Source organism: Enterobacter cloacae complex sp. P1B (assembly GCF_014982345.1).
Classification (GTDB): Bacteria; Pseudomonadota; Gammaproteobacteria; order Enterobacterales; family Enterobacteriaceae; genus Enterobacter; species Enterobacter bugandensis.
In genome coordinates this window covers 214,517-240,926 of sequence record NZ_JADCLF010000008.1, presented here as the reverse complement: position 1 = coordinate 240,926, position 26,410 = coordinate 214,517, and the positions used below count along the sequence as shown (strand labels likewise).

Sequence of the window (26,410 nt, the reverse complement as noted above, 5' to 3'; positions counted from 1 at the left end):
ACAGTGATACGCCATGTTCCGATGAAATGGCGTAACAATGGCAACCATCACCACTCCCCGGCTTCACCTCACCCCTTTCGAACCCTCTGACTGGGCGTTCTTCCGCTCGCTGCGCGAAAACCGCGATATTATGCGCTATATGGCCGCGATTGCGCCTGAGAAAGAGACCCGACGCGTGTTTGCCGCACGCCTGATGGCGGAGCATGTCTTCGTGATCCGCTTTCTGAATGAAGATACGCCACTCGGCGATATCGGCCTGCAAATCAGTCCTGAGAATCGTGAAGAGGCGGACATCGGTTATACGGTTGTGCCCGCCGCGCAGGGAAAAGGGATTGCCAGCGAGGCGCTGCGCGCGGTGTGTGATTATGCGTTCAACCAGACCGGCGTGAAGGCGATTAACGCGTACGTACTGGCGGACAACGGCGGGTCGGTGCGCGTGCTGGAGAAAGCCGGGTTTGTGCGTACGCAGGTGCTGGAAAAGGCGTATGAGATTGACGGCGTGCGCTATGACGACTGGGTCTATCGGCTGGAGTGTGGTGCGGCCTGATGCCCTCACCCGGCCCGTAGGCCCGGTAAGCGAAGCGCCACCGGGCGATTGGGCTATACTGCGATCTGATTGCCCTCACCCCACCCCTCTCCCACAGGGAGAGGGAGAACTCCCGTTACTTCAGGGAGCCTTTAAGGAACTGCTGCAAACGCGGGCTCTGCGGGTTTGCCAGCACCTCGTCAGGGTGCCCCTGCTCTTCAATTTTCCCCTGATGCAGGAAAATCACGTGGTTCGAGACGTTACGGGCGAAGCCCATCTCGTGCGTCACCACCACCATCGTTTTGCCCTCTTCGGCCAGCTTCTGCATGATGCGCAGCACTTCGCCTACGAGTTCCGGGTCCAGCGCGGAGGTCGGTTCGTCGAACAGCAGCACTTCCGGCTCCATCGCCAGCGCGCGGGCGATGGAGACACGCTGCTGCTGGCCGCCGGAGAGGTGTACCGGATACTTCATCTGCTGGCGCTCATCGATCCCCACTTTCGCCAGGTATTTCACCGCGCGTTCCCGGGCTTCCTGCTTGCTTAGGCCGAGCACCTGAACCGGCGCTTCCATCACGTTCTCCAGCACCGTCATGTGGCTCCAGAGGTTGAAATGCTGGAACACCATCGTCAGGCGCGTACGCAGCAGGCGCAGCTGATTCTTATCCGCCACCTTCAGCTGGCCGTCTTTGTCACGCACCAGGTTGATGTTCTGCCCGCTCACCACAATCGAGCCTTCGCTCGGCTTTTCGAGGAAGTTAATGCAGCGCAGGAAGGTACTTTTACCCGAGCCGGATGAACCGATGATACTGATTACGTCGCCTGCGTTAGCCTGCAGCGACACCCCTTTCAGCACTTCATGTTCGCCGTAGCGTTTGTGCAAATCAATAACGTTTAATTTGTTCTCAGCCATCATCTTTCTCAGTGCGTCGAAGAAGGTTTTATATGCTGCAACCAGCGTTTTTCAGCCTTACGGAACAGGCTAATCAGAACATAAGAGATAATTAAATAGAGCACCGCCGCAATGCCAAACGCGGTAAACGGCTGATAGGTCGCGGAGTTGATATCGCGCGCGATTTTGAGCAGGTCCGGCACCGTGGCGGTAAAGGCGAGCGCGGTGGAGTGCAGCATCAAAATCACTTCGTTGCTGTAGGCCGGTAGCGCAATGCGCAGCGCCGACGGCAGAATAATGCAGCGGTAAAGCTTCACCGAGGAGAAGCCGTACGCGCGCGCGGCCTCGATCTCACCGTGCGGCACGGAACGAATGGCCCCGGCGAAAATCTCGGTGGTATAGGCGCAGGTATTGAGCGTTAGCGCCAGCACCGTACAGTTCAAGCCACTGCGGAAGAACGCATTCAGCATTTCCGTGCCTTTTACGATCTCCAGCGTATACATCCCCGAATAGAACACCAGCAGCTGCACGTACAGCGGCGTGCCGCGAAACACATAGGTAAACAGCCAAATCGGGAACTGAATAAATTTATTGTTCGACACGCGACCGATGGCGAGAAACACCGCCAGAATGCCGCCCATCACCACGGAAGAAATCAGCAGCCAGAGCGTGATCGCCACGCCGGTAAAGCGGTAGCCATCCGTCCACAGCAGGGATTTCCAGTATTCCTGAATAATCTCAATCACAGGTCAGCCCTCTTCACACCCACGGAGTAGCGACGCTCGAGCAGAAGCAGCACACCATTGGAGACGGTCGTAAAGACCAGATAGATCGCGCCGCAGACCACCGCAAAGTAGAACGGCTCCCAGGTGCTCTTGCCCGCCAGCTGAGTCGCTTTCACGACGTCTTCCAGACCGAGCAGCGAGACCAGCGCCGTCGCTTTGAGGATAACCTGCCAGTTGTTACCGATGCCCGGCAGCGCATAGCGCATCATGGCCGGGAACATAATCCGGCGAAACGTTTGTGAAGAGGTAAAACCAAATGCGGTTGCCGCTTCAATGTGTCCTCTGGGAACCGCCATATAAGCGCCACGGAAGGTTTCCGTGAAGTAGGCACCGTAGATAAAACCGAGGGTGATAATACCGGCCACCATCGGGTCGATATCAATTTGTCCCATGCCCATCGCATCCGTCACGCTGTTCAGGGCAATCTGCAGGCCGTAAAAAATAAGCAGCATCAGCACCAGATCGGGTACGCCGCGAATGAGCGTGGTATAGCCTTCGAAAATGAGCGCCAGCGGTTTGTTAGCCGAAAGCTTCGCCCCTGCGCCCGCCAGACCTATCAGCACCGCCAGCACCACGGAGCTGATAGCCAGCTCAAGGGTGACAAGCGCGCCCTGTAAAATAACGCCAGAAAATCCGTACAGCATACCGCGAGCCCTGTCGTATCGTGAGTGGTAAACCGTGTCTTATCCCCTCCCCCAGCGGGAGGGGCCGCACGTTATTTGACGGAGCGATTAGCCGCCGTACACATTGAAATCGAAGTACTTTTTCGCCAGCTTATCGTAGGTACCGTCAGCGCGCATTTCAGCAAACGCTTTGTTCAGCGCCTCACGCAGTTCGTTGTCTTCCTTACGCAGGCCCATACCGGTACCCACGCCAAAGAGCTTCTCATCCTTAATGGACGGACCGCCGAACTTGTAATCTTTACCCACCGGCGTTTTCAGGAAACCTTCGCTTGCCGCGACTTCATCCTGGAATGCCGCATCAATACGGCCTGCCGTCAGGTCTGCGTAAATATTTTCCTGGCCCTGATAGGAGACGATTTCAATCCCCTTCGGCGCCCAGTGTTCGTTACCGTAGGTTTCCTGCGTGGTGCCCTGCAGCACGCCTACGCGTTTCCCCTTCAGCGACTCGAGGGTCGGTTGAATGTCAGAAGACTTAGCCACTACCAGACGTGAATCGGCCGCATAGAGCTTGTCGGTGAAGGCAATCTCTTGCTGACGTTTCTCGGTGATGGAAAGCGAGGACATAATCACGTCTATTTTTTTAGCTTTCAGTGAAGGGATCAGCGCATCCAGCGGGTTCTCTACATAAGTACACTGTGCTTTGATGCGTTTGCACAGCTCATTGGCCAGATCGATGTCAAAACCCACCAGTTCACCCTTTGAATTCTTCGATTCAAACGGCGCGTAGGTTGGATCGGTGCCAATACGAATTTTCTGCGGAATGGCTGCGAAGGCCGCGGTGGCGCTGGAAAAGGCCAGTACCAGAGATAATGACAACACGAGTTTTTTCATATTTGTCCTCAACAAACTGTCTTCATACGGTTTTTTTACGACGACGGGGTGGGGTTAATGTGCCATTAATCCACGCTGTCAGGCAAAGAATAATGCCTATCAGACGGGAATTTTTGCATTATAAATGCTTAAGTATGCACGTAGCGACCCAATATGGTGCGCAAATTGCACCATATTGAATCATCCACACCCGCGACGCACCACGCTGGTGCGTTAGTCACCGTAGACGTTGAAGTCGAAGTATTTCTTCGCCAGTTTGTCGTAGGTACCGTCTTTGCGCAGCTCCGTGAATGCTTTGTCAAAGGCGGCTTTCAGCTCTTTATCGTCCTTACGCAGGCCGATGCCGGTGCCATCACCAAAGTATTTTTTGTCTTTCACGGACGGGCCCGCAAAGGCGTAATCTTTACCGGCCGGCTGCTTCAGGAAGCCTTCGCTCGCCGCGACTTCATCCTGGAACGCGGCATCCAGACGGCCTGCCGCCAGGTCAGAGTAGATCAGATCCTGGTTCTGGTAAGCCACCACGTCGACGCCCTTCTCGCGCCAGTTGGCATTCGCGTAACCTTCCTGGGTCGAGCCCTGGAGCACGCCCACATGCTTGCCTTTCAGCGAGTCGATGGTCGGCTGGATCGGGGAACCTTTCGCGGCAATCAGACGCGAATCCGCAGCGTAGAGCTTGTCAGAGAAGGCAATCTCCTGCTGGCGTTTTTCGGTGATGGAGAGAGAAGAGATAATGGCGTCGATTTTCTTTGCCTTCAGCGACGGGATTAACGCGTCGAAGTCGCTGCCCACCCATGTGCATTTCACTTCCATACGTTTGCACATTTCATTTCCCAGATCGATATCAAACCCCACGAAATCGCCTTTCGCATCCTTGGAAGAGAATGGCGCGTAGGTTGCGTCTGTACCGATACGAACCGTCTGTGGAAGCGCTGCGTAGCTACCTGCCGCCGCACTTAACCCCACCAGCAAAGACAGAGCCAGAACCGTCTTCTTCATACATTTACCCTCAAGTACCGTGATTTTATTATGTATTGTGTTGTGTGTTGTGTTGCAGGCTTCTCTTGCAGGTCTTATGCCACATTGCCGTCTGGTCAAAAGTTCGACGTTAAATATGTTAATAAAACGTTGCGATATTGCCTTAATGGTGAAAGATAGCAGGTCTGCCGAACGAACCGGAAAGAGAAAAAGGGAAAAAGCGAATTAAATGTCGAGGATATGATCGCCGTTGCATAATTGCCCTGAAACAGGGCAACGTCTCTTTTCATGCACAGCATTTGTGCACAGAATCAGGCTCCCTGCCAGCGGGTGAAGAGGTCTTCGGGCAGGTCGATGTCAAACTGATCCAGCACGCGATTGACGGTCTGATTGATCACATCGTCCAGCGACTGCGGTCGGTGATAGAACGCCGGCACCGGCGGCATGATCACTGCACCCAGCTCGGCGGCCTGGGTCATGAGGCGCAGATGGCCCAGGTGCAGCGGCGTTTCCCGCACGCAGAGCACCAGCGGGCGGCGCTCCTTCAGCACCACGTCCGCTGCGCGCGTTACCAGCGTGTCGGTATAGCTGTTCACAATCCCGGAGAGCGTTTTGATTGAACAGGGCAGGATCACCATACCGGCGGTTTTAAACGAGCCTGAGGAGATGCTGGCGGCGATATCGCGGGCATCGTGAACCACGTCCGCCATCGCCTGGACATCGCGCAGGGAGAGATCCGTTTCAAGGGAGAGGGTTTGCCGCGCCGCCTGGCTCATCACCAGATGCGTTTCCACTTCTGCCACGTTACGCAAAACCTGTAGCAGGCGTACGCCGTAAATCGCGCCGCTGGCACCGCTGATGCCTATTATGAGTCGTTTCATGATTTCGCCCTTGCTGAATTCTGGGCTGACTGTGCAGGATTTTGCGGGGAGTTGCAAGTGAGGGCGAGCGCCCTCACCTGCGGAGAGATTAACCTTCGTTGTGCATCTCTAAGCTTTCGAGATCGTTTTGCAGCTGAACGGCTTTCGCATCGTCGTTGCGCAGCGAATCAAGGTAGTCGAGGTACTGCTGGTCAACGTCTTTCGTCACGTAGACGCCATTGAACACGGAGCATTCGAACTGCTGAATCTCCGGATTCTCGGCGCGCACCGCGTCGATGAGATCGTTCAGATCCTGGAAAATAAGGCCGTCGGCACCGATGATCTGGCGAATCTCATCCACTTCACGGCCGTGAGCAATCAGCTCGTTGGCGGTTGGCATATCAATGCCGTACACGTTCGGGAAGCGAATCTCCGGCGCGGCAGACGCCAGGTAGACTTTTTTCGCACCCGCTTCGCGCGCCATCTCGATAATCTGCTCAGAGGTGGTGCCGCGAACGATGGAGTCATCCACCAGCAGAACGTTTTTGTCGCGGAATTCTGCGCGGTTGGCGTTCAGCTTACGGCGCACCGACTTACGGCGCAGGTGCTGGCCCGGCATGATAAACGTGCGGCCAACGTAGCGGTTCTTCACGAAGCCCTGACGGTACGGCTTGTCCAGAATGCGGGCGATCTCCAGGGCGATATCGCAGGAGGTTTCCGGGATAGGAATCACCACGTCAATGTCGAGATCGTCCCACTCGCGGGCAATCTTCTCGCCGAGCTTCGTGCCCATATTGACGCGCGCGCTGTAGACGGAAATCTTGTCGATGAACGAATCCGGACGGGCAAAATAGACGTATTCAAACAGGCACGGGTTGCTGACCGGGTTGTCGGCACACTGACGGGTGAACAGCTGGCCCTTCTCGGTGATATACACCGCTTCGCCCGGCGCAACGTCGCGCAGGAATTCGAAGCCCAGGGTATCCAGCGCCACGCTCTCAGAGGCAACCATATATTCGGTACGGCCATCGCCGAGGTCGCGCTTGCCCAGCACCAGCGGACGAATGCCGTTTGGATCGCGGAAGGCGACCATGCCGTGACCGATGATCATCGCCACGCAGGCGTACGCACCGCGGATCTGGCGGTTGGTCGCGGCAATGGCAGCGAAGATATTGTCTGCTTCCAGCGGGTAGTGACGGAAGTTATCCAGCTCGCTGGCGAACACATTGAGCAGGATTTCTGAATCAGAGGTGGTGTTAATGTGGCGACGTTTCTCTTCGAACAGCTTCTTACGCAGCTCATGAGCGTTGGTCAGGTTGCCGTTATGGGCAAGCGTGATGCCATACGGTGAGTTGACGTAGAAAGGCTGTGCCTCAGAGGCGCTGGAACTGCCAGCAGTAGGATAACGAACGTGACCGATCCCCATATTACCTTGCAGACGCTGCATATGGCGGGCTTCAAACACATCGTTTACCAGGCCATTGGCCTTACGTAAACGGAAGCAGTTGTTTGCATCAATGGTGATGATACCCGCAGCATCCTGCCCACGGTGCTGAAGCACCGTTAACGCGTCATAAATCGACTGGTTTACCGGCATGAAACCGGCGATACCGACAATACCGCACATTCGTCTTTTCCTCGTTAAGCCACATCTCAGGGTTTATGCCCTGGGCAAAAAACTCGACGAGCTTTGCAGATAGTCAAAGAACCATCTGATGATGAAGCTGAACTCTGGAATGAGCTGCGATTTTTGCCAGTCTTCGCTTTTGGAGAACCCGGTGAAGGTATCCAGGAAGAACAGGATCGCGGCCACAATCAGCACGCCTCGTAATGCCCCGAAACAGATCCCGAGTACCCTGTCCGTTCCTGACAGACCGGTTTTCTCGACCAGCTGACCTATCACGTAATTCACGATAGCGCCGACAATCAGCGTCGCGATAAACAGCACCGCGATGGCGATTCCATTTCGGACCAGTTCATCTTCAAAGCCCGTGAACCAGACAGACAGGTAAGTGTAGTAATGACTGGCAACAAAGAAAGCACAACCCCAGGTTACCAGCGATAACGCTTCACGAACAAAGCCACGGATCAGGCTAACCAGACAGGAAAAACCAATCACCGCAATGATGGCGTAATCAATCCAGACCATATGTGTCCCACGATTAAACGCCCTGTCATCCAGTTCGGGGCGAATTCTAACAGAAAAAGAAAACGTTTGCGTAGGGATTTCCTTCCCGCGCGTAAATAAAAAAGGCGCTGAAAAAATGTTCAACGCCGTGGCTTATCGCCTCTCTCTAAAGGAGCAGGTCGTACTTAGTTCGCGCTGTAGCTCATCACCACACCACTCAGCCCGGAGATCTGCTTCAGCTCGCCCAGCGACCCTTTCAGCTTGTCTTTCGACGCCTCCGGCCCCACGAGGATACGGGTAATTTTACCCTGTACCGGCGTGGAAGGTGAAGTGTAAACGCGATAGCCCGCGCTGCGCAGTTTACCCACAACCTCGTTGACTTTATCGGCGTTTTTCAGCGCCCCCAGTTGCACAACGTAGGCTTTGCCGGTCGGCGCTGCGTCTTGCTTCGCAGGTGGTGGGGTTTCAGACGCTGCAGCCAGCTGCTCTGCTGCTTTATCTCGCTGTTGCTGAGGCTTCGGCTGCGGTTTTTCTACCGGCTTCGGTTTTTCAACAGGCTTAGGCTTCTCTACCGGTACCGGATCGATCTCGATGTTGTTATTCGCCGCCAGACGCGACGGGTCGAGTGACGGTGCAGCGGCATCGCCCGCGCGAACTTCTTCCGCCGCCCCTTCAGGCGGCTGAGCAGGCAGCGCCTGAGTCGCCGCAGGCAGCATATCCGGCTCATCGCGGTCGCCCGGCTTCGGCACCAGCGGAATGGCTGCAAACTCGTCCTGATAATGTTTTTTCTGCCCGTCGAGCAGCCCGGGAAGAATAATCACCCCGAGCGCGACCAGCACAATGGTTCCTGTTAAACGGTTCTGAAACTTACTCGCCACCGGTTCTCCCCGCGTCTATCACTTCCATGACATGTGCCACCGTGTGGAAAGAGCCACACACCAGCACGGTATCTTCTGGTTTAGCATCCGCCATCGCGGCATGCCAGGCCTGCGCCACGCTACTGTAGATTGCACCTTTACCGAGATGTTCCATCAACTGCTCAGCAGTCGCACCGCGCGGCCCTTCCAGAGGAGCACAATACCAGCTATCGACCACACTCTCCATGCAGGCCAGCGTGCCGCCGATATCTTTATCATGAAGCATACCGATAACCGCCAGCACGCGCCCGGTTTTTGGTAACGATTTGAGACGTCCTGCGAGATACGCCGCCGCATGCGGGTTGTGCGCCACGTCCAGAATCAGACGCGGTGACTCGCTGACTATCTGGAAACGACCCGGCAGCAGCGCATTCTGAATGCCGTCACGGATCGCCTGCTCACTTACAGCTAATCCGCTGGCGCGCAGTGCCGCCAGCGCGGTTGCCGCGTTAGGCTGTGGCACCTGCGGCAGCGGCAGATTCTCCAGCACGCCCTGCGCATCGCTGAAGCGCCAGCCATTACCCTGCACCTCATACTGCCAGTCAACGCCTCGGCGCAACAGATGTGCGCCCTTCTCTTTCGCCACGTCGGCAATGGTATGCGGCATGTCCGGCTCGCCCACCACGGCGGGCTTATTCGCCCGGAAAATACCGGCCTTTTCGCGGCCAATGCTTTCACGGTCCGGGCCCAGCCAGTCGGTATGATCCAGCGCGATGCTGGTGACCACCGCCACGTCCGCATCCACCATATTGGTGGCATCCAGACGCCCGCCCAGCCCCACTTCCAGGATCACCACGTCCAGCTGCGCCTGTTTGAACAGCCACAGCGCCGACAGGGTGCCGTATTCAAAATAGGTTAATGAGGTTTCCCCGCGCGCCGCTTCGATAGCCGCGAACGATGCCGTATGGGCAGATTCCGCCAGCTCGGTGTTCTGCACCCGCACGCGCTCGGTATAGCGCACCAGATGCGGTGAGCTGTAAACGCCAACCTGGTACCCCGCCGCCATCAGGACTGACTCCAGCGTGCGGCAGGTCGTCCCTTTACCGTTAGTACCTGCAACGGTGAACACGAACGGAGCCGGTTTCAGCACATCGAGACGCGCGGCAACCTGGCTTACGCGCTCAAGGCCCATATCGATGGTTTTACTGTGCAGGTTTTCCAGATAAGAAAGCCACGCGGCCAGGGGCGACGTGGCTTGGGGAATGCTTTTATTTTCCATAATGCCCGGTTGTCATTAACAGGTTATAAAGCAAAAGGGCAGCGCCATCTGGCCCTGCCCTTTTCAGTTATCAGGCCTCGGGTTCCTGATCCGGTACCACCACGCCTTCGCGCGGCTCATCCGGGTTAGGCGCTGGCAGATTCATCAGCTTCGCCAGAATGCTGGCCAGTTTCAGGCGCATTTCCGGACGGCGGACGATCATATCGATAGCGCCTTTCTCAATTAGGAACTCACTGCGCTGGAAGCCCGGCGGCAGTTTTTCACGAACGGTCTGCTCGATGACGCGAGGACCGGCAAAGCCGATCAGCGCTTTTGGCTCAGCGATGTTCAGGTCACCCAGCATCGCGAAGCTTGCGGAGACGCCACCCATGGTTGGGTCGGTCAGCACGGAGATGTACGGCAGACCGCGCTCCTGCATTTTCGCCAGCGCTGCAGAGGTTTTCGCCATCTGCATCAGAGACATCAGCGCTTCCTGCATACGCGCACCACCGGAGGCGGAGAAGCAGATCAGCGGGCAGTTGTCTTCCAGCGCCTGCTCTACGGCACGCACGAAACGCGCGCCGACCACGGAGCCCATTGAGCCGCCCATAAAGGAGAACTCAAACGCAGCGGCAACCACCGGCATCTCGTGCAGGGTGCCCTTCATGACGATCAGCGCGTCTTTCTCGCCGGTCTCTTTCTGTGCAGAGGCCAGACGATCTTTGTATTTTTTGGAATCGCGGAACTTCAGCACGTCTTTTGGCTCAAGCTCGCTGCCCAGTTCTACCAGAGAACCTTCGTCCAGCAGGCTATGCAGGCGGTTGCGCGCCGACATACGCATGTGGTGGTCACACTTCGGACACACCTCAAGATTGCGTTCCAGCTCTGCGCGATACAGAACCTGGCCGCAGCTATCACACTTCGTCCATACCCCTTCAGGAATGCTCGCTTTGCGCGTCGGGGTAATGTTGCTTTTAATTCGTTCAATCCAGCTCATTGATAACCTTTCTGCCTGAACCTGGTCGTATGCCAGTTTTGCTATAAGAGGCGAATAATGCCATTTTTGCCTCCAACAGACCATGAATGTTGCACATTAAAACATAACAGCCCGAAACTTTGGATAAAAAAGTGGTCGAACCGCCAGCGTGCATTTACTTCGCTTGCTTTGCTGCCGCGCGTTTGTGACGAATGATTTCGATAACACCCGGCAGAACGGAAAGCACAATAATCGCTACAATCAGTAACTTAAGGTTTTCCTGAACCACCGGCAAGTCGCCAAACAGATAGCCTGCATAGGTAAAGAGCAACACCCAAAGCAGTGCGCCCACCACGTTATACATTGCAAAATGACGATAGGACATATGGCCCATTCCCGCCACAAACGGTGCAAATGTGCGCACAATAGGCACAAAACGCGCAAGGATAATGGTTTTTCCACCATGACGTTCATAGAAGGCATGGGTCTTGTCTAAATAGCTGCGGCGGAAAATTTTCGAGTCCGGATTACTGAACAACCGCTCACCGAACACCCGGCCAATCGTATAGTTGACCGCATCCCCGACAATCGCGGCAATCACCATCAACACCACCATCAGATGCACGTTCAAATCATTGGTGGGCAGCGCCGACAACGCACCGGCCACAAACAGCAGCGAGTCTCCCGGCAGGAACGGGGTAACGACCAGACCGGTTTCACAGAACAGAATCAGGAACAGAATGGCGTAAACCCAGACGCCGTACTGTGCGACCAGCTCCGCCAGGTGAACATCAATATGCAGAATGAAATCAATCAGAAAACGTATTACGTCCATATTGTCTAAGCCTTAATTGCACCTTTGTTTAGTCCGCTAAAAACAGCGGGCCCATTGGCGGTTTTGGCAGGTCAAACCGATCCGGATAGTCTACCGAGACCAGATAAAGCCCTTCCGCTTTCGCCGTTGCTGCCGCAAGCGTTCTGTCCTTCGCTGCCAGCAGTTCTGCAATCCAGCTCTCCGGCTGGTGTCCGGCGCCCACTTCCATCAGGCTGCCTACAATATTCCGCACCATATGATGTACAAAGGCATTGGCTTTGATATCCACCACCACATACGCGCCATAACGACTGACGTTAATGTGCATGACGTTACGCCACGGCGTACGGGACTGACACTGCACCGCACGAAACGACGTAAAGTCATTTTCACCAATCAGACACTGCGCCGCGCGATGCATACGTTCTGCATCGAGCGGTTCATAAAAATGCGTCACACCCTGGCTTAACACCGCCGGGCGCAGACGCTGGTTGTAGATGACATAGCGATAGCGACGCGCCGTTGCGCTGAAGCGCGCGTGAAAATCATCCGGCACAGCTTTCACCCAACGCACAGCGATGTCACCAGGTAAATTCGCATTTACACCCAGCGTCCAAGCGGCATCCTTACGCACGGCGGTGGTTTCAAAGTGAACCACCTGCCCCGTGCCATGAACACCCGCGTCCGTACGTCCTGCGCACAGGACGTTAATCGGCTCGTTTGCCACCTGAGAGAGCGCTTTCTCCAGCTTTTCCTGAACGCTGCGCACCTCATTCTGACGCTGCCAGCCATAATATTTACTGCCATCGTACTCAATACCGAGGGCAATTTTATGAACCGGCTTTTGATCCACTTCGGACATCAGTACAGATACTCCTGCACCAGCTTCTCGGCGATCTTGACCGCCATCAGCGCGCCGCCAAAGCGAACGTTATCGGCAACGGACCAGAACTGGACCTGCTCCGGCATACCGTAGTCGTTACGCACGCAGCCAACGGAAAGATGCGCGCTGCCGGTGGCGTCGCCCACCTGGGTCGGGAACTCGCTCTCTTCGGAAAGGACGATATCTTCACCGCGGCCAAACGCGTCGCGCGCTTCCTCTGCTGCCAGCGGGCGCAGGGCTTCAAAACCAACCATCTGCGCGTGGCCGTAGAAGACCGGGGACTGTACGACGCTGGCGGAAATCATCAGCCCCTCGTCCTGCAGAATCTTGCGCGCTTCGTCGACGAGACGACGCTCTTCGCGCACGGAACCTTCACGATCCGGCAGCAGCGGCAGCATGTTGAACGCCAGCTGGCGGCCAAAGAAATCATCTTCGTCGATCGGGATGCCGTTCAGCAGCTTCGCACTCTGCCCGGCCAGCGCGTCAACGGCCTTTTTACCGTTCGCCGACGCGGACAGCAGGCTGGTGACGGTAATGCGCGACAGGCCTCCGTCGTCAATCAGCGGCTTCAGCGCGGTCAGCAGCTGGCTGGTCAGGCTGTTCGGTACCGCGATAACGTTACGGTTGCGGTAGTCAGCCAGCACAAACGGATTGACGTCCGGGACCACCAGAGGCACGTCCGGCTCCAGGGAGAACAGACCGCTCAGGTCGATCACCAGACAGCCCGAATTGGTCGCCTCTTCAATATAAGACGCCGTGGCTTCAGCACCTGCGGCAAAAAACGCCAACTGCGCCTGGGTCCAGTCAAACGCGGCCGCATCCTGAACCATCACGGATTTACCGCCAAAACGCAGATGTTCGCCCGCGCTGTCGGTGCGCGCCAGCGCATAGATATCTCCCACCGGGAACTGACGCTCGGCAAGAGTTTCGAGCAGGGCTTCGCCCACGGCACCCGTGGCACCTAAAATGGCAATGTTCCAGCCTTCAGACATGGTGGTTTACTCCAGAAATAAAAAAGCGTCCCTGTCGGCGTATCCGACAGGGAGCATTAAGAAGACATTAATGCGCCGGGTGATGAACGGCGTTAAAACCCAGTTTCTTGAGCAACGTCGCAGCCGCTGCGTCGTCGCACATCACATACAGGGAAGACCACTCGCGGCGCTCAACGTAGTTCTTGCGCAGCTTATCAAATTCACCCGGGATCCCCGCCACCTTACGCAGCAGCGCATCGTCGCGGCGCACATCATACACCAAATGCACCAGCCTTTTCAGCGTTGCCTGATCGAGCGGGCCATGCAGGGTAATGCGGCCAAATTCAGGCGCGGGGAGTAGAGTATCAAGCGCCACCTGCTGCGGATGGCCGATAAAGGCGCTGTAGGCTTCAAACACCTGCGTCGTGCCGCGAGCTTTGCCTTCAAGCGTATAGCCCGCGATATGCGCGGTGGCAACGTCAACCTTGTTCAGCAGCTCAACGTTGAGATCCGGCTCCGGCTCCCAGACGTCCAGCACCACGCTGAGATCGTGTCCTTCATTCAGACATTTCAGCAGCGCGGCATTATCCACCACCGGGCCACGGCAGGCATTAATCAGAATAGTGCCAGCCTTCAGACGGCGAATCAGCGCCTCGTCCGCCAGATGCAGGGACTTATACGGCCCCTCTTTAAACAGCGGCGTGTGGAACGTCAGCACATCGCACTGTTCAACCAGCTCATCCAGCGCGCGGAAATCCTCGTCGTCACCGTTGTCTTTACGCGGCGGATCGCACAGCAGCGTGCGGATACCTAACGCTTCAAGGCGCTTTTGCAGACGTCCGCCGACGTTACCCACGCCGACAATTCCCACGGTGCGGTCTTTCAGCGCAAAACCATCGCGCTCGGCCAGCATCAGCAGCGAGGAGAAAACGTATTCCACGACGGCAATGGCGTTACAGCCCGGCGCGGCGGAAAAACCGATTCCGGCCTGCTTCAGCCACTGATCATCCACATGATCGGTCCCTGCCGTTGCGGTTCCGACAAACTTAATCGCTTTACCGGCAAGCAACGCCTCATTTACTTTGGTCACCGAGCGCACCATCAGCGCGTCTGCGTCATCCAGTTCGTTAACCGGGATCGGGCGACCAGGGACAGCCTTAACGTCGCCGAGGCGGCTAAACAGCTCGCGGGCGTAAGGCATATTTTCATCAACGAGGATTTTCACGTCTGAGTACCTGTTTGAGAGGAAGAAAACCTGCCAAGTGTGCCATAATCTGGCCGCCAGGCATATACGTATGCCGGGTTTACGCTGAGTTTTGACTTTAAGGATTTTTGACGATGCAGCCCATTTCAGGTACGCCGCCACGCCCTCCGGGTGAAGGCCCTGTCACGCCAAACGTTGCCGGTGAACAGCCACTATCCACGCAACAGCGCACCGTGCTGGAGCGACTGATCACGCGCCTGATAGCGCTGACTTCGCAGCAAAACGCGGAAGTCTGGGCCGGGGTAAAGCATGATTTAGGCGTGAGGAACGACGCACCGCTGCAGTCGCGCCATTTCCCTGCCGCCGAGCAAAATCTCAACCAGCGTATTACGACCGCGCAGCAGAACCACACCACGCGTCAGATTGTCACGCAGTTGACCGAGCTGCTGGGCCAGGGAAATAACCGTCAGGCTGTCAGTGACTTTATCCGTCAGCAGTATGGCCAAACCGCCCTGAGCCAGCTGACGCCAGACCAGCTTAAAACCGTGCTGACGCTGTTGCAGAACAATCAGTTGTCTATTCCGCAGCCTCAGGTGCGCCCCTCAACCGAGCGCCCGCTGCAGCCTGCCGAGCACAACACGCTGAACCAGATGGTGACCAAACTGGCCGCCGCCACCGGCGAGTCGACGAAGCTTATCTGGCAATCCATGCTGGAACTGTCCGGCGTGAAGGCGGGCGAGCTGATTCCGGCCAAACAGTTTACCCATCTGGTGACCTGGCTCCAGGCGCGCCAGACGCTCAGCACCCAGAGCGCCCCTACCCTGCATACCGTTCAGGCGGCGCTTAAACAGCCGCTGGAACCGCACGAGTTCGAGGTGATTCGGGATTACGCCCAGCAGAACTGGCAGGCCACGCCGCAAACGGTACTGACCACCGCGCAGGTGCAGGATGTGCTGAATCAGATCTTTGTTCGCCGCGCCGAGCGGGAAGGCGGCGTGCCGGAGGTAAGAAACGTTCAGCCGATCTACAGCCCGCTGTTTGCGCCCGTTGTGGAGACGTTCAGAACGCTCTCTGCCCGCCCGGGATTAATGTTGATTGCATTATTGATTGCGCTGGCGATTTTCTGGCTGGTTGCCTGAGGATTTGCCCGGTGGCGCTACGCTTACCGGGCCTACAACGGCTCGAACCGTAGGCCCGGTAAGGCGCAGCCGCCACCCGGCGACAACAGTTAATTTCTGCGAAACGCCACCAGCGTCACCACGATCCCCACCACCGCAGAAACCGCGCCGGCCAGGAAAACGGACGGGTAGCCAAACGAGGTGGCTAACAGACCCGCCAGCGGCCCGGTTACGCCGTATGAGATATCCTGAAACGCCGCATAGCCGCCCAGCGCCGTACCGCGGACCTGCGGCGCCACGCGCTTCACCACCTCAACGCCCAGCGCCGGGAAGATCAGCGAGCAGCCGCAGCCGGTTAACGCCGCACCAAGCAGCGCAACGGAGGCGACCGGCGCCTGCCAGAGCAACACCAGCCCAACGGTTTCAATCACCAGCGATGCCACCGCCACCTTCACGCCGCCAAAGCGATCCGGCATCCAGCCGAACAGGACGCGCATCAGGACAAACGCGCCGCCAAAGGCCGTCAGCGTAAAGCCCGCCATTGCCCAGCCGCGGCTCATGAAATAGAGGGAGACGAAGGTACCAATCACCGCAAAGCCTACTCCCTGAAGCGCCAGCCCCAGCCCTGGCTGCCAGATTTGCCCCACCACACTCCACAGCGAAGGACGTTCGCCTTTATGGGCGGGCACCTTGCGTACCGAACCGTTAAAAGCCCACGCCAGCAGCGGTAATACCATGGTGGTTGCTGCCAGTACCGCAAAACCAAACTGGCTGTGGATCAGCAAACCCAGCGGCGCGCCTGCAGCCAGTGCGCCATAAATCGCCATCCCGTTCAATGACATCACTTTGCCGGAGCGCGCAGGCCCCACCAGCCCCATCCCCCAGGTCAGGGTACCGGTCAGCAGCTGGCTTTCACCGAAGCCAAGGATTAAACGGCCCACCACCAGCAGCGCAAATTTATACGCGGCGTCGACCGGCAGGAGAGCGGCCAGCAGCCACGCGCCCCCCGCCAGACCGCAGGCAAACATGCCCTGCAGCGCCGAGCGTTTTGCACCGTGCTGATCGGCCAGCCGTCCTGCGTAGCCGCGGGTTAATACCGTGGCTAAAAACTGAATGCCCACAGCAATGCCGACCATGGTGTTGCCATAGCCGAGTTCCTGATGAACGAACAGTGGGATCACCGGCAGCGGCAGGCCAACGGTCATGTAGGTCAGGAATACCGCAAAGGCGATGCGGAAAAGAGAAAGGTTCCCGGAAGGAGTGCCCTTCTCGGGGGTAACAGCCTTCATGCATAACTCCGTGTTCAGGCATAAAAAAAGGGAGCCTTCCGGCTCCCTTCTATTATACATTCAAACGCTTATGCTTTCAGCTTGCGCATAACCAGCGTGGCGTTGGTGCCGCCGAAGCCGAAGCTGTTGGACATGACGGTGGTCAGCGTCGCTTCCGTTGGTTTGGTCACGATGTTCAGGCCAGCCGCCTGCTCGTCCATCTCGTCGATGTTGATGCTTGGGGCGATAAAGCCGTTTTCCAGCATCAGCAGAGAGTAGATCGCTTCCTGCACGCCCGCCGCACCCAGAGAGTGACCGGTCATGGCTTTGGTGGCAGAGATAGCCGGGCTGTTGTCGCCGAACACTTCGCGGATCGCACCCAGCTCTTTCACGTCACCTACCGGAGTAGAGGTACCGTGGGAGTTCAGGTAGTCGATTGGGGTATCAACGCCGTGCATCGCCATCTTCATGCAGCGCACCGCGCCTTCGCCGGACGGCGCAACCATGTCGGCGCCGTCGGACGTTGCGCCGTAGCCCACGATCTCAGCGTAGATGTGCGCGCCACGCGCCAGCGCGTGCTCAAGCTCTTCAACCACAACCATACCGCCGCCGCCCGCGATGACGAAACCGTCACGGTGCGCGTCATAAGTACGGGAGGCTTTGTCTGGGGTTTCGTTGTACTTGGTGGACAGTGCGCCCATCGCGTCGAACTCACAGGCCATTTCCCAGCCCAGCTCTTCGCCGCCGCCAGCAAATACGATGTCCTGTTTACCCAGCTGGATCTGCTCAACCGCGTTGCCGATACAGTGTGCGGAAGTCGCACACGCGGAGCTGATGGAGTAGTTCACACCGTGGATTTTGAACGGGGTCGCCAGGCACGCGGAAACCGCAGAACCCATGGCTTTAGTCACCACGTACGGACCTACCGCTTTCAGACCACGCGGGCTGCGCATGGCGTCAGCACCGAATACCTGCGCTTTAGAGGAACCGCCGGAACCGGCAATCAGGCCCACGCGCGGGTTGTTCTGATAAACCTCTTCGCTCAGGCCGGAATCTTTGATCGCTTCCTGCATGGAGAGATAAGCATAAATAGAGGCATCGTTCATGAAACGAACCACTTTACGGTCAATCAAACCGGTGGTGTCCAGTTTGACGTTACCCCATACGTGGCTACGCATACCTGAATCTTTAAACTCTTCAGAGAAAGTGATCCCGGAGCGTCCTTCACGCAGAGATGCCAGGACTTCCTGCTGGTTATTACCGATGCTGGAAACAATGCCCAGGCCAGTAATCACTGCACGTTTCATTCAATACCTCTGTAAGTCGCACTATAAAAAGTTTCGAGTCGCACAATAGCGTACACTTGTACGCCGAACAAGTCCGATCAGACATTTTCTGCGGAAATTTGCACCGATGGACTCACATCGTTAAGATCGTGCCACTGCCTGTCAGACGAGTAACTTACGTGAAACAAAACGCGATACAACCCGCCAACCTCGAATTCAACGCTGAGGGTACACCTGTTTCCCGAGATTTTGATGACGTCTACTTTTCTAATGATAACGGACTCGAAGAAACCCGCTATGTTTTCCTCGAGGGAAACCAGCTCAGCGCCCGCTTCCCTGCGCACCCGCGCAGTCTGTTCGTTGTTGCGGAAAGCGGATTCGGCACCGGGCTCAATTTTTTAACCCTCTGGCAGGCGTTTGACCAGTTTCACGCTGCGCACCCTGAGGCTACGCTACAAAGATTACATTTCATCAGTTTTGAAAAATTTCCGCTTACCGCGCACGATCTGCGGCTCGCCCACCAGCGCTGGCCGGAGCTTGCAGCCTGGGCGGAGCAGCTTCAGGCGCAGTGGCCGCCGCATATCGGCGGCTGCCACCGTCTGATTCTGGACGGCGGACGGGTGACGCTGGATTTATGGCTGGGCGACATTAACGACCTGACCGATACGCTCGACGACGCGATGAACCAGACGGTGGACGCGTGGTTCCTTGACGGCTTTGCGCCCGCCAAGAACCCGGACATGTGGAGCCAGCATCTGTTTAGCGCGATGGCCCGGCTGGCGCGTCCCGGCGCAACGCTCGCCACCTTTACCTCGGCCGGCTTTGTTCGCCGCGGCCTGCAGGACGCGGGCTTTACCATGCAGAAGACCAAAGGCTTTGGCCGCAAGCGCGACATGCTGGTCGGCACGATGGAACGGACGTTGGACGTTCCCGCTCGGGCTCCCTGGTTTGCGCGCAGCGCCAGCGCATCGCGCGAAGTGGCGATCGTTGGCGGAGGAATTGCCAGCGCCCTGCTCTCTCTCGCGCTGCTGCACCGGGGCTGGCAGGTGACGCTCTACTGCGCTGACGAGGCACCAGCCAGCGGCGCGTCCGGCAACCGCCAGGGCGCGCTTTACCCGCTTTTAAGCGCGCACGACCCGGCCCTGTTCCAGTTTTTCCCCGCGGCCTTTACCTTCGCCCGTCGCCTGTACGACGCGCTGCCAGTGGCATTCGACCATGACTGGTGCGGCGTGACGCAGCTCGGCTGGGATGAAAAGAGCCAGCAAAAAATCGCCCAGATGCTGTCTCTGGGTCTGCCGGAGGAGATTGCCCGCGCGGCCAGTGCGCAAGAGGTGGCAGACACGGCGGGCGTGGAAACCGGCTGTGGCGGCATTCAATATCCGCTCGGCGGCTGGCTGTGCCCGGCTGAACTGACCGCGGCGGCGATTAGCCTGGCGCAGTCACGCGGGCTGAGGGTGCATTATGCTCATAAGGTTGAATCGCTTAGCCGGTCAGAACGGTGGACTCTGCATTTTGCTGATGGCAAAGCGGCACACCATGCCAGCGTTGTGCTGGCAAACGGACATAACATCAGCCAGTTTATCCAGACCGAGACGTTGCCGGTTTATCCGGTCGGCGGCCAGGTAAGCCATATCCCGACCGCGCCCGAACTGAGCAAGCTGCGCCAGGTGCTGTGCTATGACGGCTATCTGACGCCACAAAATCCGTCTAACGGACATCACTGCATCGGCGCCAGCTATCATCGTGGCGAAGCGGATATGCGCTACAGCGAAGCGGATCAGCAGCAAAACCGCCAGCGCCTGATTGACTGCTTCCCGGACGCGGCGTGGGCGAAAGAGGTTGACGTGAGCGAGGGCGAAGCGCGCTGCGGCGTGCGCTGCGCGACCCGCGATCACCTGCCGATGGCGGGAAACGTGCCGGACTATGAAGCCACGCTTGAACTCTATCAGGATCTGGCAGAAAACAAGGAAACGGCGGTAAGTGCCCCGGTTTATCCGGAACTGTTCATGCTGGGCGGATTAGGATCGCGAGGATTGTGCTCCGCGCCGCTGCTGGCTGAAACGTTAGCCGCGCAAATGAGTAATGAGCCTGTTCCGCTGGACAGAACCACGCTTGCGGGGCTGAACCCGAATCGACTGTGGGTACGGAAACTGCTGAAGGGGAAAATGGTTAAGTAGGGTGCGGTCGAATCCCCTCTCCCCAAAGGGGAGAGGGAAGAGAGGGCAGCGGCTTAGCGTTTAGCCTGCTGGAATAAATTGTCCCACATCCCCAGCACCAGAGACTGGTCGCGCGGAGAGAGCTCCCCGGCCAGAATGGCTTTTTCCAGGCTGCGCGTGACTTCAGCGTGAACGGCGTCGGCAGAGTGATCGTCACCTGCTTCCAGCTCGGCTACCGCCAGCGTCAGGTGACCACGCAGATAACCGCTGGCGAACAGCTCATCATCACTGGCGTGTTCCACCATGTCATCAATTAACGCCAGAATGCGTGATTCAAATTCTGCGATCATCTTCTTTCCTCTGTTAAAGATCTTCCGGCCAAGGGAAGCATTCCGCCGTGATCTCCGGCGTGTGGTAATAATTCTGTAAAGCCTCGATCAGGCGCGCCGGACGTTCCGGGATGCCTTTCTCAAGATACTCCATCACCTGCGCATGCACGCGGCGCTGGAAGACGATACGGTCTGGCTCAAAGTCACCTTCAAGGTTGTCACAGCTCACGTTGAACGGGAAACCCGCCGCCACGCAGAACAGCCATTCCAGCGCCTGCGGCTTCACTTCCACGTCTTCAAACTGGCCCTGGGTGGCGGCGTCGCGCCCGTCCGGACAGTACCAGTAACCGAAGTCCACCAGCTCGCGACGCGCTTTCCCCGCGATGCACCAGTGCGAGATCTCGTGCAAACCGCTGGCGTAAAAGCCGTGGGCAAAGACGATGCGGTTGTACGGAACCTCTGCATCAGCAGGAAGATAGATCGGTTCGTCGTCGCCTTTAATCAGACGGGTATTAAAATCATCAGCAAAACAGCTATCGAAGATCTCAATCAGCTGTTCGTATTTATGCGTACTGTTCATTAGTTCATCCCCAACCAGGTGAGGATCTCCTGTCCATGGCTGTCATAAAGAAGTTTGGCGCTCATCACCGCCGAGACGACAACAATCATCGGGCGGATCAGCTTTTGCCCTTTGCTTAATACCAGACGCGAGCCTGCGCGCGCGCCCAAAAACTGCCCTGCCATCATCACAAACCCGGTTGCCCAGATAACCTTGCCGCCAATGATAAACAGCAGCAGGCCGCCGACGTTCGAGGTCGCATTCAGCACCTTAGCGTGGGCGGTGGATTTGGCGAGGTTAAAGCCGGCCAGCGTCACGAACGCCAGTGCGTAAAACGAGCCTGCCCCCGGGCCAAAGAAGCCGTCGTAAAAGCCGACGCAGCCACCGGCAATCAGCGCAAACGGCAGGCCGTGCAGCCGCCGCGCCCGGTCTTCCTCACCGAGCTTAGGCATCAGCAGGAAATAGAGACCGATGCAGATAACCAGAATCGGCAGGATCTGGCGCAAAATATCCGACTGCACGTGCTGCACCAGCAGCGCGCCCGACGTTGAGCCGATAAAGGTCATCAGGATATTGAGCTTTTGATCGGCGAGATTCACCACCTTGCTGCGGATAAAATAGAGCGACGCCGAAAGCGAGCCGCCGCAGGCCTGCAGCTTATTGGTGGCAAGCGCCTGCGCCGGGCTCATGCCCGCCGCCAGCAGCGCGGGCACGGTTAACAGCCCGCCGCCGCCCGCGAGTGCATCGATAAAACCGGCCAACATGGCCACAAAGAACAGCACCACCAGCAGCAGCGGTGACACCATAAACAGATCGACGAAATTATCCATTAAAGTACATGCTCATCCAGTAGCGCCTGGCAGGAAGGCGGCAACGGAGGCGGTGTCTTCTTCTCAGGCTTAGAGGTTCCAGGTTTTGCCGGCTCAAACCAGCTTTGCAGTTCGTAACCACAGCCATCGCCTGGCGGCGGTAGCGGCTGATCTTCACATTCCAGGCTGTTCGCCGGGCAGCGCAGACGCACGTGCATATGCGCACGATGCTGGAACCACGGGCGCACTTTGCGCAGCCAGTCGCGATCCGTCCCCGCATCCAGACAAAGCTGCTGCTTGATCGCCGGGTTGACGAAAATCCGCGTGACGTCGTTATCTTTCGCCGCCAGCTTGATCAGGCTCGAAATATCCCGTGACCACAGTGATGGCACCACGCTTTTGCCGTCGCGCGACACCAGATCCAGCGCCTGCGGCTTCAGCAGCTGCGCAGACGTCCAGCGCGTTTTCGGCAGCTGCAGGAAGATGTCGACATCCAGTCCGGTCTGGTGGCTGGCGTGCCCGCCGTTAAAGCGGCCACCGGCAGGCATCCCCATATCGCCAATCAGCATCGTCCCCAGCCCCAGGTTATGCACCTGGTTCCCCAGTCGCTGAATGAACAGCACCAGATCAGGGTGGCCGAAGTAACGACGCTGGTCGGTACGCATCACCTGATAGGTATCTGATTGCAGCGGCAGCTCCTGCGCGCCCACGATACAGCCGTTAGAGAAGGCGCCGATGGACTGCGCGCTTCCCGCCACCGGATGGGTGATTTTTTGCCACGGCGTGGCGGCCAGACTGGCTCCACTGGCCAGCAGCGCCAGCAGAGCAATTGCGGTTTTTTTCATGTTTACCAGCGTGGAATGGTGGTCGTCACGTCCGCGTTCTGCGCGCGCTGGCGCAGGAAGTGATCCATCAGCACGATCGCCAGCATCGCTTCCGCGATCGGCACCGCGCGGATCCCCACGCACGGATCGTGACGACCTTTGGTGATCATCTCAACTTCTTCGCCTGAGCGGTTAATCGTGTGGCCCGGCACGGTGATGCTTGAGGTCGGCTTCAGCGCGATGTTGGCAATAATCTGCTGTCCACTGCTGATACCGCCGAGAATGCCGCCCGCATGGTTGCTCTGGAAGCCCGCTTTCGTGATTTCGTCGCGGTTCTGGCTGCCGCGAAGCGCCACCACGTCGAAGCCGTCGCCAATCTCGACGCCCTTCACCGCGTTGATGCTCATCAGCGCGTGGGCGATATCGGCGTCGAGACGGTCAAATACCGGCTCGCCCCAGCCAGCCGGGACGCCATCTGCCACCACGGTGACTTTCGCGCCAATGGAGTCGCCCTCTTTTTTCAGGCCGCGCATCAGTTCGTCCAGCGCGTCAAGCTTATCCGCATCGGCGCAGAAGAACGGGTTTTGCTCGACCTGATCCCAGTCCTTGATCGCCAGCGGAATGTCGCCCATCTGGGTCAGACAGCCGCGAATGACGATGCCAAATTTCTGCTGCAAATACTTTTTAGCAATCGCGCCAGCGGCCACGCGCATCGCGGTTTCACGCGCGGAAGAGCGTCCGCCGCCGCGATAGTCGCGAAAGCCGTACTTTTGCTCGTAGGTGTAGTCGGCATGGCCCGGGCGGAACACGTCTTTGATAGCACCGTAGTCCTGAGAGCGCTGATCGGTGTTTTCAATCAGCAGACCAATGCTGGTGCCGGTGGTGCGGCCTTCAAAAACGCCGGAGAGAATTTTGACCTGGTCCGGCTCGCGACGCTGCGTGGTGTAGCGAGAGGTGCCCGGACGACGGCGGTCAAGGTCGTGCTGTAAATCTGCTTCGGTCAGTTCGATGCCTGGCGGTACGCCATCAACGATACAGCCCAGCGCCAGCCCGTGCGACTCGCCAAAGGTGGTCACGCGGAATAACTGTCCAATACTGTTTCCTGCCATCACGGCTCCGATGTTGTTGTTTGTGTTTGAGCGTTGTGAAACGGGCCGAAGCCCGCTGGATTAATCTTTATAGATGCTGAAGTGTTCGCGCGCGTCGAGCAGCTGCGCTTTGGTCAGCATAAAGACGCCGTCACCGCCGTTGTCGAACTCAAGCCAGGTGAACGGCACATCCGGGTACTGCTCTATCAGATGTACCATGCTGTTGCCCACTTCACAAATCAGAACGCCGTCATCGGTCAGGTAATCCGGCGCGCAGGCCAGAATGCGGCGGGTCAGCTTCAGGCCGTCCGAGCCTGACGCCAGGCCCAGCTCCGGCTCGTGACGATATTCGTTAGGCAGATCGGACATGTCTTCTGCATCGACGTACGGCGGGTTAGTGACGATCAGATCGTACTGCAGCGTCGGCAGGTCGCGGAACAGGTCAGAGCGGATTGGCGTGACGTGATGGATCAGGCCGTGCTCTTCGATGTTGTGTTCGGTCACGGCCAGCGCGTCGGTGGAGATATCGACGGCGTCCACTTCCGCTTCAGGGAAAGCGTAGGCGCAGGCAATAGCGATGCAGCCGCTGCCGGTGCACATATCGAGAATGTGCTGCGGCTGATGGTTAATCAGGCCTTCAAAGTGGTTGTTGATCAGCTCACCAATCGGCGAGCGCGGTACCAGCACGCGTTCATCGACGTAAAACTCGTGGCCGCAGAACCAGGCTTTGTTGGTCAGGTAAGCAACCGGAATGCGCTCGTTTACGCGACGGATCACGCGCTCAACGATGCGATGTTTTTCGCTGGAGGTCAGGCGCGCGGTGCGCATGTCTTCCGGAATGTCCAGCGGCAGGTAAAGAGACGGCAGCACCAGCTGAACGGCCTCGTCCCACGGGTTATCGGTACCGTGACCGTACCAGATATTAGCGGCGCTGAAGCGGCTAACCGACCAGCGCAACATGTCCTGTATGGTATGCAGCTCGTTTACTGCTTCATCGACAAATATTTTATCCACTCTTTCCTCCAGGGCATGCTCGCATAATTTTCGGCGGCTAGTTTGCCATGAAGACGGCGATAAATCAGCAATGACGCGTACCGCTTGAGGTTAAAAAATGCGTTTAGTCGGGTACACTATCGGAAATACGAGATGAGAATGACGAATGAAAAAGAAAACATCGCTCAGCGAGGAGGATCAGGCGCTCTTCCGCCAGCTAATGACCGGGACGCGGAAAATCGCGCAGGACACGATTGTCCACCGTCCGCAGCGTAAAAAAATCAGCGAAGTTCCGGTCAAACGGCTGCTCCAGGAGCAGGCGGATAACAGCCACTATTTTTCAGATGAATTTCAGCCGCTGCTCAATACGCAAGGGGCTGTGAAGTACGTGCGCGAAGACGTCAGCCATTTTGAGCTGAAAAAGTTACGACGCGGAGATTATTCGCCGGAGCTGTTTCTCGATCTGCACGGCTTAACCCAGATGCAGGCGAAACAGGAGCTGGGGGCGTTGATTGCCGCCTGTCGCCGCGAACATGTTTTTTGCGCCTGCGTGATGCACGGCCACGGTAAACACATTCTGAAGCAACAGACGCCGCTGTGGCTGGCTCAGCACCCGCACGTGATGGCGTTTCATCAGGCACCGAAAGAGTACGGCGGCGATGCCGCATTGCTGGTGTTGATTGAAGTTGAGGAGTGGCAGCCGCCAGAGTTGCCCTGACAGAAGGGCGGGAAACACGTAGTACCCCGCCCTGTCACACGTCACGTCAGATGGCTTTTGCCATCTTCAGGTTGCACGGGCTCATTTGCCAGTTGAAGACCCCTTTGCCGGTTTCGTCGAGAGTGACGTTGGCAATGGCGGAAGTGGTGAACATTGGCGGCGTTTCGCCCGGGCACAGCTCAGATACCAGATAGCCGACCAGCGGCAGGTGGGAAATGACCAGTGCGGAAGCGACACCTTCATTGCACAGCGCCTGAAGGTAAGCGCTGACAAGACCGACATCGCCGCATGGCGTCAGCTCAGGGAGAACGTCCACGCTTGATGGCAGGTTCATACACTCCCCTACCACGTCCAGCGTCTGTTCTGCACGCAGGAACGGACTCACCAGAACACGTTCAATGTCCACTTTTTGACCTTTAAGCCACGTCGCCATTTGACGGGATTCGTCACAGCCACAGACGGTTAAAGGACGTACTGAGTCACTGGCGGCATCGAGTGCCGCGTCGCCGTGACGCATGATAAAAACTTGCATATTGCACCGCTTTTGTTAACCAGAATCACCGGCGTTAACTACCCGCGATTAATGCTCTGAGGTAGAAAACCCGATGGCCGGGCATTGTGC

General features: G+C 57.5%; 28 protein-coding genes. 4 read left to right on the top strand and 24 right to left on the bottom strand.

The genetic code is table 11. The annotated features are described in order from the left end of the window. Window positions 1-37: 37 nt before the first annotated feature. Window positions 38-547, top strand: a complete 510-nt coding sequence (locus INF77_RS09615) for a GNAT family N-acetyltransferase (RefSeq protein WP_047367996.1) — start codon at window positions 38-40, stop codon at window positions 545-547. 115 nt (window positions 548-662) lie between these two features. Here INF77_RS09615 and hisP read toward each other — a convergent pair whose 3' ends face one another. The 15 genes from hisP to pdxB all read right to left on the bottom strand — a co-directional run bounded on the left by hisP (window position 663) and on the right by pdxB (window position 14,661). Continuing rightward, complete coding sequence (gene hisP / locus INF77_RS09610) at window positions 663-1,436, bottom strand: histidine ABC transporter ATP-binding protein HisP (protein WP_028016220.1); 774 nt, start codon at window positions 1,434-1,436, stop codon at window positions 663-665. Window positions 1,437-1,444: 8 nt separating this feature from the next. Continuing rightward, on the bottom strand, window positions 1,445-2,161 hold the full coding sequence (locus INF77_RS09605; RefSeq protein ID WP_028013953.1) for an ABC transporter permease: 717 nt from the start codon (window positions 2,159-2,161) through the stop codon (window positions 1,445-1,447). Then, window positions 2,158-2,844, bottom strand: a complete 687-nt coding sequence (locus tag INF77_RS09600; RefSeq protein WP_028013954.1) for a histidine ABC transporter permease HisQ — start codon at window positions 2,842-2,844, stop codon at window positions 2,158-2,160. The genes INF77_RS09605 and INF77_RS09600 overlap by 4 nt, the downstream gene beginning before the upstream one ends. Window positions 2,845-2,931: 87 nt before the next feature. Next, the gene (hisJ, locus tag INF77_RS09595) at window positions 2,932-3,714 is read right to left on the bottom strand and encodes a histidine ABC transporter substrate-binding protein HisJ (protein ID WP_028013955.1); all 783 of its coding nucleotides are present in this window, start codon (window positions 3,712-3,714) and stop codon (window positions 2,932-2,934) included. A gap of 213 nt (window positions 3,715-3,927) precedes the next feature. Continuing rightward, window positions 3,928-4,710, bottom strand: a complete 783-nt coding sequence (gene argT, locus INF77_RS09590) for a lysine/arginine/ornithine ABC transporter substrate-binding protein ArgT (RefSeq protein ID WP_028013956.1) — start codon at window positions 4,708-4,710, stop codon at window positions 3,928-3,930. A gap of 290 nt (window positions 4,711-5,000) precedes the next feature. Further along, the gene (locus INF77_RS09585; RefSeq protein WP_028013957.1) at window positions 5,001-5,570 is read right to left on the bottom strand and encodes a UbiX family flavin prenyltransferase; all 570 of its coding nucleotides are present in this window, start codon (window positions 5,568-5,570) and stop codon (window positions 5,001-5,003) included. Window positions 5,571-5,658: 88 nt separating this feature from the next. Beyond that, entirely contained in the window at window positions 5,659-7,176 is a 1,518-nt protein-coding gene (gene purF / locus INF77_RS09580) for an amidophosphoribosyltransferase (protein WP_014884664.1), read from the bottom strand. Between the two features lie 33 nt (window positions 7,177-7,209). Then, on the bottom strand, window positions 7,210-7,698 hold the full coding sequence (cvpA, locus tag INF77_RS09575; protein ID WP_000262116.1) for a colicin V production protein: 489 nt from the start codon (window positions 7,696-7,698) through the stop codon (window positions 7,210-7,212). A 164-nt stretch (window positions 7,699-7,862) separates the two neighbouring features. After that, window positions 7,863-8,555, bottom strand: a complete 693-nt coding sequence (dedD, locus tag INF77_RS09570; RefSeq protein WP_045259684.1) for a cell division protein DedD — start codon at window positions 8,553-8,555, stop codon at window positions 7,863-7,865. Continuing rightward, entirely contained in the window at window positions 8,545-9,813 is a 1,269-nt protein-coding gene (folC, locus tag INF77_RS09565; protein ID WP_193532303.1) for a bifunctional tetrahydrofolate synthase/dihydrofolate synthase, read from the bottom strand. The genes dedD and folC overlap by 11 nt, the downstream gene beginning before the upstream one ends. A 70-nt stretch (window positions 9,814-9,883) precedes the next feature. After that, window positions 9,884-10,789, bottom strand: a complete 906-nt coding sequence (gene accD / locus INF77_RS09560) for an acetyl-CoA carboxylase, carboxyltransferase subunit beta (protein ID WP_003861408.1) — start codon at window positions 10,787-10,789, stop codon at window positions 9,884-9,886. Between the two features lie 154 nt (window positions 10,790-10,943). Next, the gene (locus tag INF77_RS09555) at window positions 10,944-11,603 is read right to left on the bottom strand and encodes a DedA family protein (RefSeq protein ID WP_008502599.1); all 660 of its coding nucleotides are present in this window, start codon (window positions 11,601-11,603) and stop codon (window positions 10,944-10,946) included. Window positions 11,604-11,631: 28 nt separating this feature from the next. Next, on the bottom strand, window positions 11,632-12,444 hold the full coding sequence (gene truA / locus INF77_RS09550) for a tRNA pseudouridine(38-40) synthase TruA (RefSeq protein ID WP_028013961.1): 813 nt from the start codon (window positions 12,442-12,444) through the stop codon (window positions 11,632-11,634). Further along, window positions 12,444-13,457, bottom strand: coding sequence for an aspartate-semialdehyde dehydrogenase (locus INF77_RS09545; RefSeq protein WP_028013962.1), 1,014 nt, complete (start codon window positions 13,455-13,457; stop codon window positions 12,444-12,446). The genes truA and INF77_RS09545 overlap by 1 nt, the downstream gene beginning before the upstream one ends. 67 nt (window positions 13,458-13,524) lie before the next feature. Beyond that, window positions 13,525-14,661, bottom strand: a complete 1,137-nt coding sequence (gene pdxB / locus INF77_RS09540; RefSeq protein ID WP_045631484.1) for a 4-phosphoerythronate dehydrogenase PdxB — start codon at window positions 14,659-14,661, stop codon at window positions 13,525-13,527. A gap of 113 nt (window positions 14,662-14,774) precedes the next feature. On the opposite strand from pdxB, the gene flk reads away from it, so the two are divergent. Then, on the top strand, window positions 14,775-15,779 hold the full coding sequence (gene flk, locus INF77_RS09535) for a flagella biosynthesis regulator Flk (protein ID WP_028013964.1): 1,005 nt from the start codon (window positions 14,775-14,777) through the stop codon (window positions 15,777-15,779). Window positions 15,780-15,868: 89 nt separating this feature from the next. Here the strand turns inward: flk and INF77_RS09530 are convergent, their stop codons facing one another. Together INF77_RS09530 and fabB are read right to left on the bottom strand one after the other, a co-directional pair. Next, the gene (locus INF77_RS09530; RefSeq protein ID WP_193532302.1) at window positions 15,869-17,047 is read right to left on the bottom strand and encodes an MFS transporter; all 1,179 of its coding nucleotides are present in this window, start codon (window positions 17,045-17,047) and stop codon (window positions 15,869-15,871) included. A gap of 68 nt (window positions 17,048-17,115) precedes the next feature. Then, on the bottom strand, window positions 17,116-18,333 hold the full coding sequence (fabB, locus tag INF77_RS09525) for a beta-ketoacyl-ACP synthase I (RefSeq protein WP_023336433.1): 1,218 nt from the start codon (window positions 18,331-18,333) through the stop codon (window positions 17,116-17,118). Window positions 18,334-18,491: 158 nt separating this feature from the next. Between fabB and mnmC the strand changes: the two genes are divergently transcribed. Beyond that, window positions 18,492-20,489 carry a bifunctional tRNA (5-methylaminomethyl-2-thiouridine)(34)-methyltransferase MnmD/FAD-dependent 5-carboxymethylaminomethyl-2-thiouridine(34) oxidoreductase MnmC gene (mnmC, locus tag INF77_RS09520; protein ID WP_193532301.1) on the top strand — a complete coding sequence of 666 codons (1,998 nt, stop codon included), beginning with the start codon at window positions 18,492-18,494 and terminating at the stop codon, window positions 20,487-20,489. A 53-nt stretch (window positions 20,490-20,542) separates the two neighbouring features. Here mnmC and INF77_RS09515 read toward each other — a convergent pair whose 3' ends face one another. The 6 genes from INF77_RS09515 to prmB are packed head-to-tail and all read right to left on the bottom strand — an operon-like array spanning window position 20,543 to window position 25,091. Beyond that, window positions 20,543-20,818, bottom strand: a complete 276-nt coding sequence (locus tag INF77_RS09515; protein ID WP_028013966.1) for a YfcL family protein — start codon at window positions 20,816-20,818, stop codon at window positions 20,543-20,545. Between the two features lie 13 nt (window positions 20,819-20,831). Then, complete coding sequence (locus INF77_RS09510; protein WP_045259677.1) at window positions 20,832-21,377, bottom strand: elongation factor P hydroxylase; 546 nt, start codon at window positions 21,375-21,377, stop codon at window positions 20,832-20,834. Further along, complete coding sequence (locus INF77_RS09505) at window positions 21,377-22,186, bottom strand: sulfite exporter TauE/SafE family protein (protein WP_193532300.1); 810 nt, start codon at window positions 22,184-22,186, stop codon at window positions 21,377-21,379. Before INF77_RS09505 ends, INF77_RS09510 begins: the two co-directional genes overlap by 1 nt. Further along, entirely contained in the window at window positions 22,186-23,010 is an 825-nt protein-coding gene (gene mepA, locus INF77_RS09500) for a penicillin-insensitive murein endopeptidase (RefSeq protein ID WP_041908880.1), read from the bottom strand. Before mepA ends, INF77_RS09505 begins: the two co-directional genes overlap by 1 nt. A gap of 2 nt (window positions 23,011-23,012) precedes the next feature. Beyond that, a complete protein-coding gene (gene aroC, locus INF77_RS09495) occupies window positions 23,013-24,098 on the bottom strand; it encodes a chorismate synthase (protein WP_028013970.1) in 1,086 nt (361 codons plus the stop codon). A 60-nt stretch (window positions 24,099-24,158) separates the two neighbouring features. Further along, a complete protein-coding gene (gene prmB, locus INF77_RS09490; RefSeq protein WP_023312578.1) occupies window positions 24,159-25,091 on the bottom strand; it encodes a 50S ribosomal protein L3 N(5)-glutamine methyltransferase in 933 nt (310 codons plus the stop codon). 145 nt (window positions 25,092-25,236) lie between these two features. Here prmB and smrB point away from each other — a divergent pair, with 145 nt between their 5' ends. Continuing rightward, the gene (smrB, locus tag INF77_RS09485) at window positions 25,237-25,788 is read left to right on the top strand and encodes an endonuclease SmrB (RefSeq protein WP_008502613.1); all 552 of its coding nucleotides are present in this window, start codon (window positions 25,237-25,239) and stop codon (window positions 25,786-25,788) included. A gap of 46 nt (window positions 25,789-25,834) precedes the next feature. Here smrB and sixA read toward each other — a convergent pair whose 3' ends face one another. Beyond that, the gene (gene sixA / locus INF77_RS09480; protein ID WP_003861375.1) at window positions 25,835-26,320 is read right to left on the bottom strand and encodes a phosphohistidine phosphatase SixA; all 486 of its coding nucleotides are present in this window, start codon (window positions 26,318-26,320) and stop codon (window positions 25,835-25,837) included. Window positions 26,321-26,410: the final 90 nt, after the last annotated feature.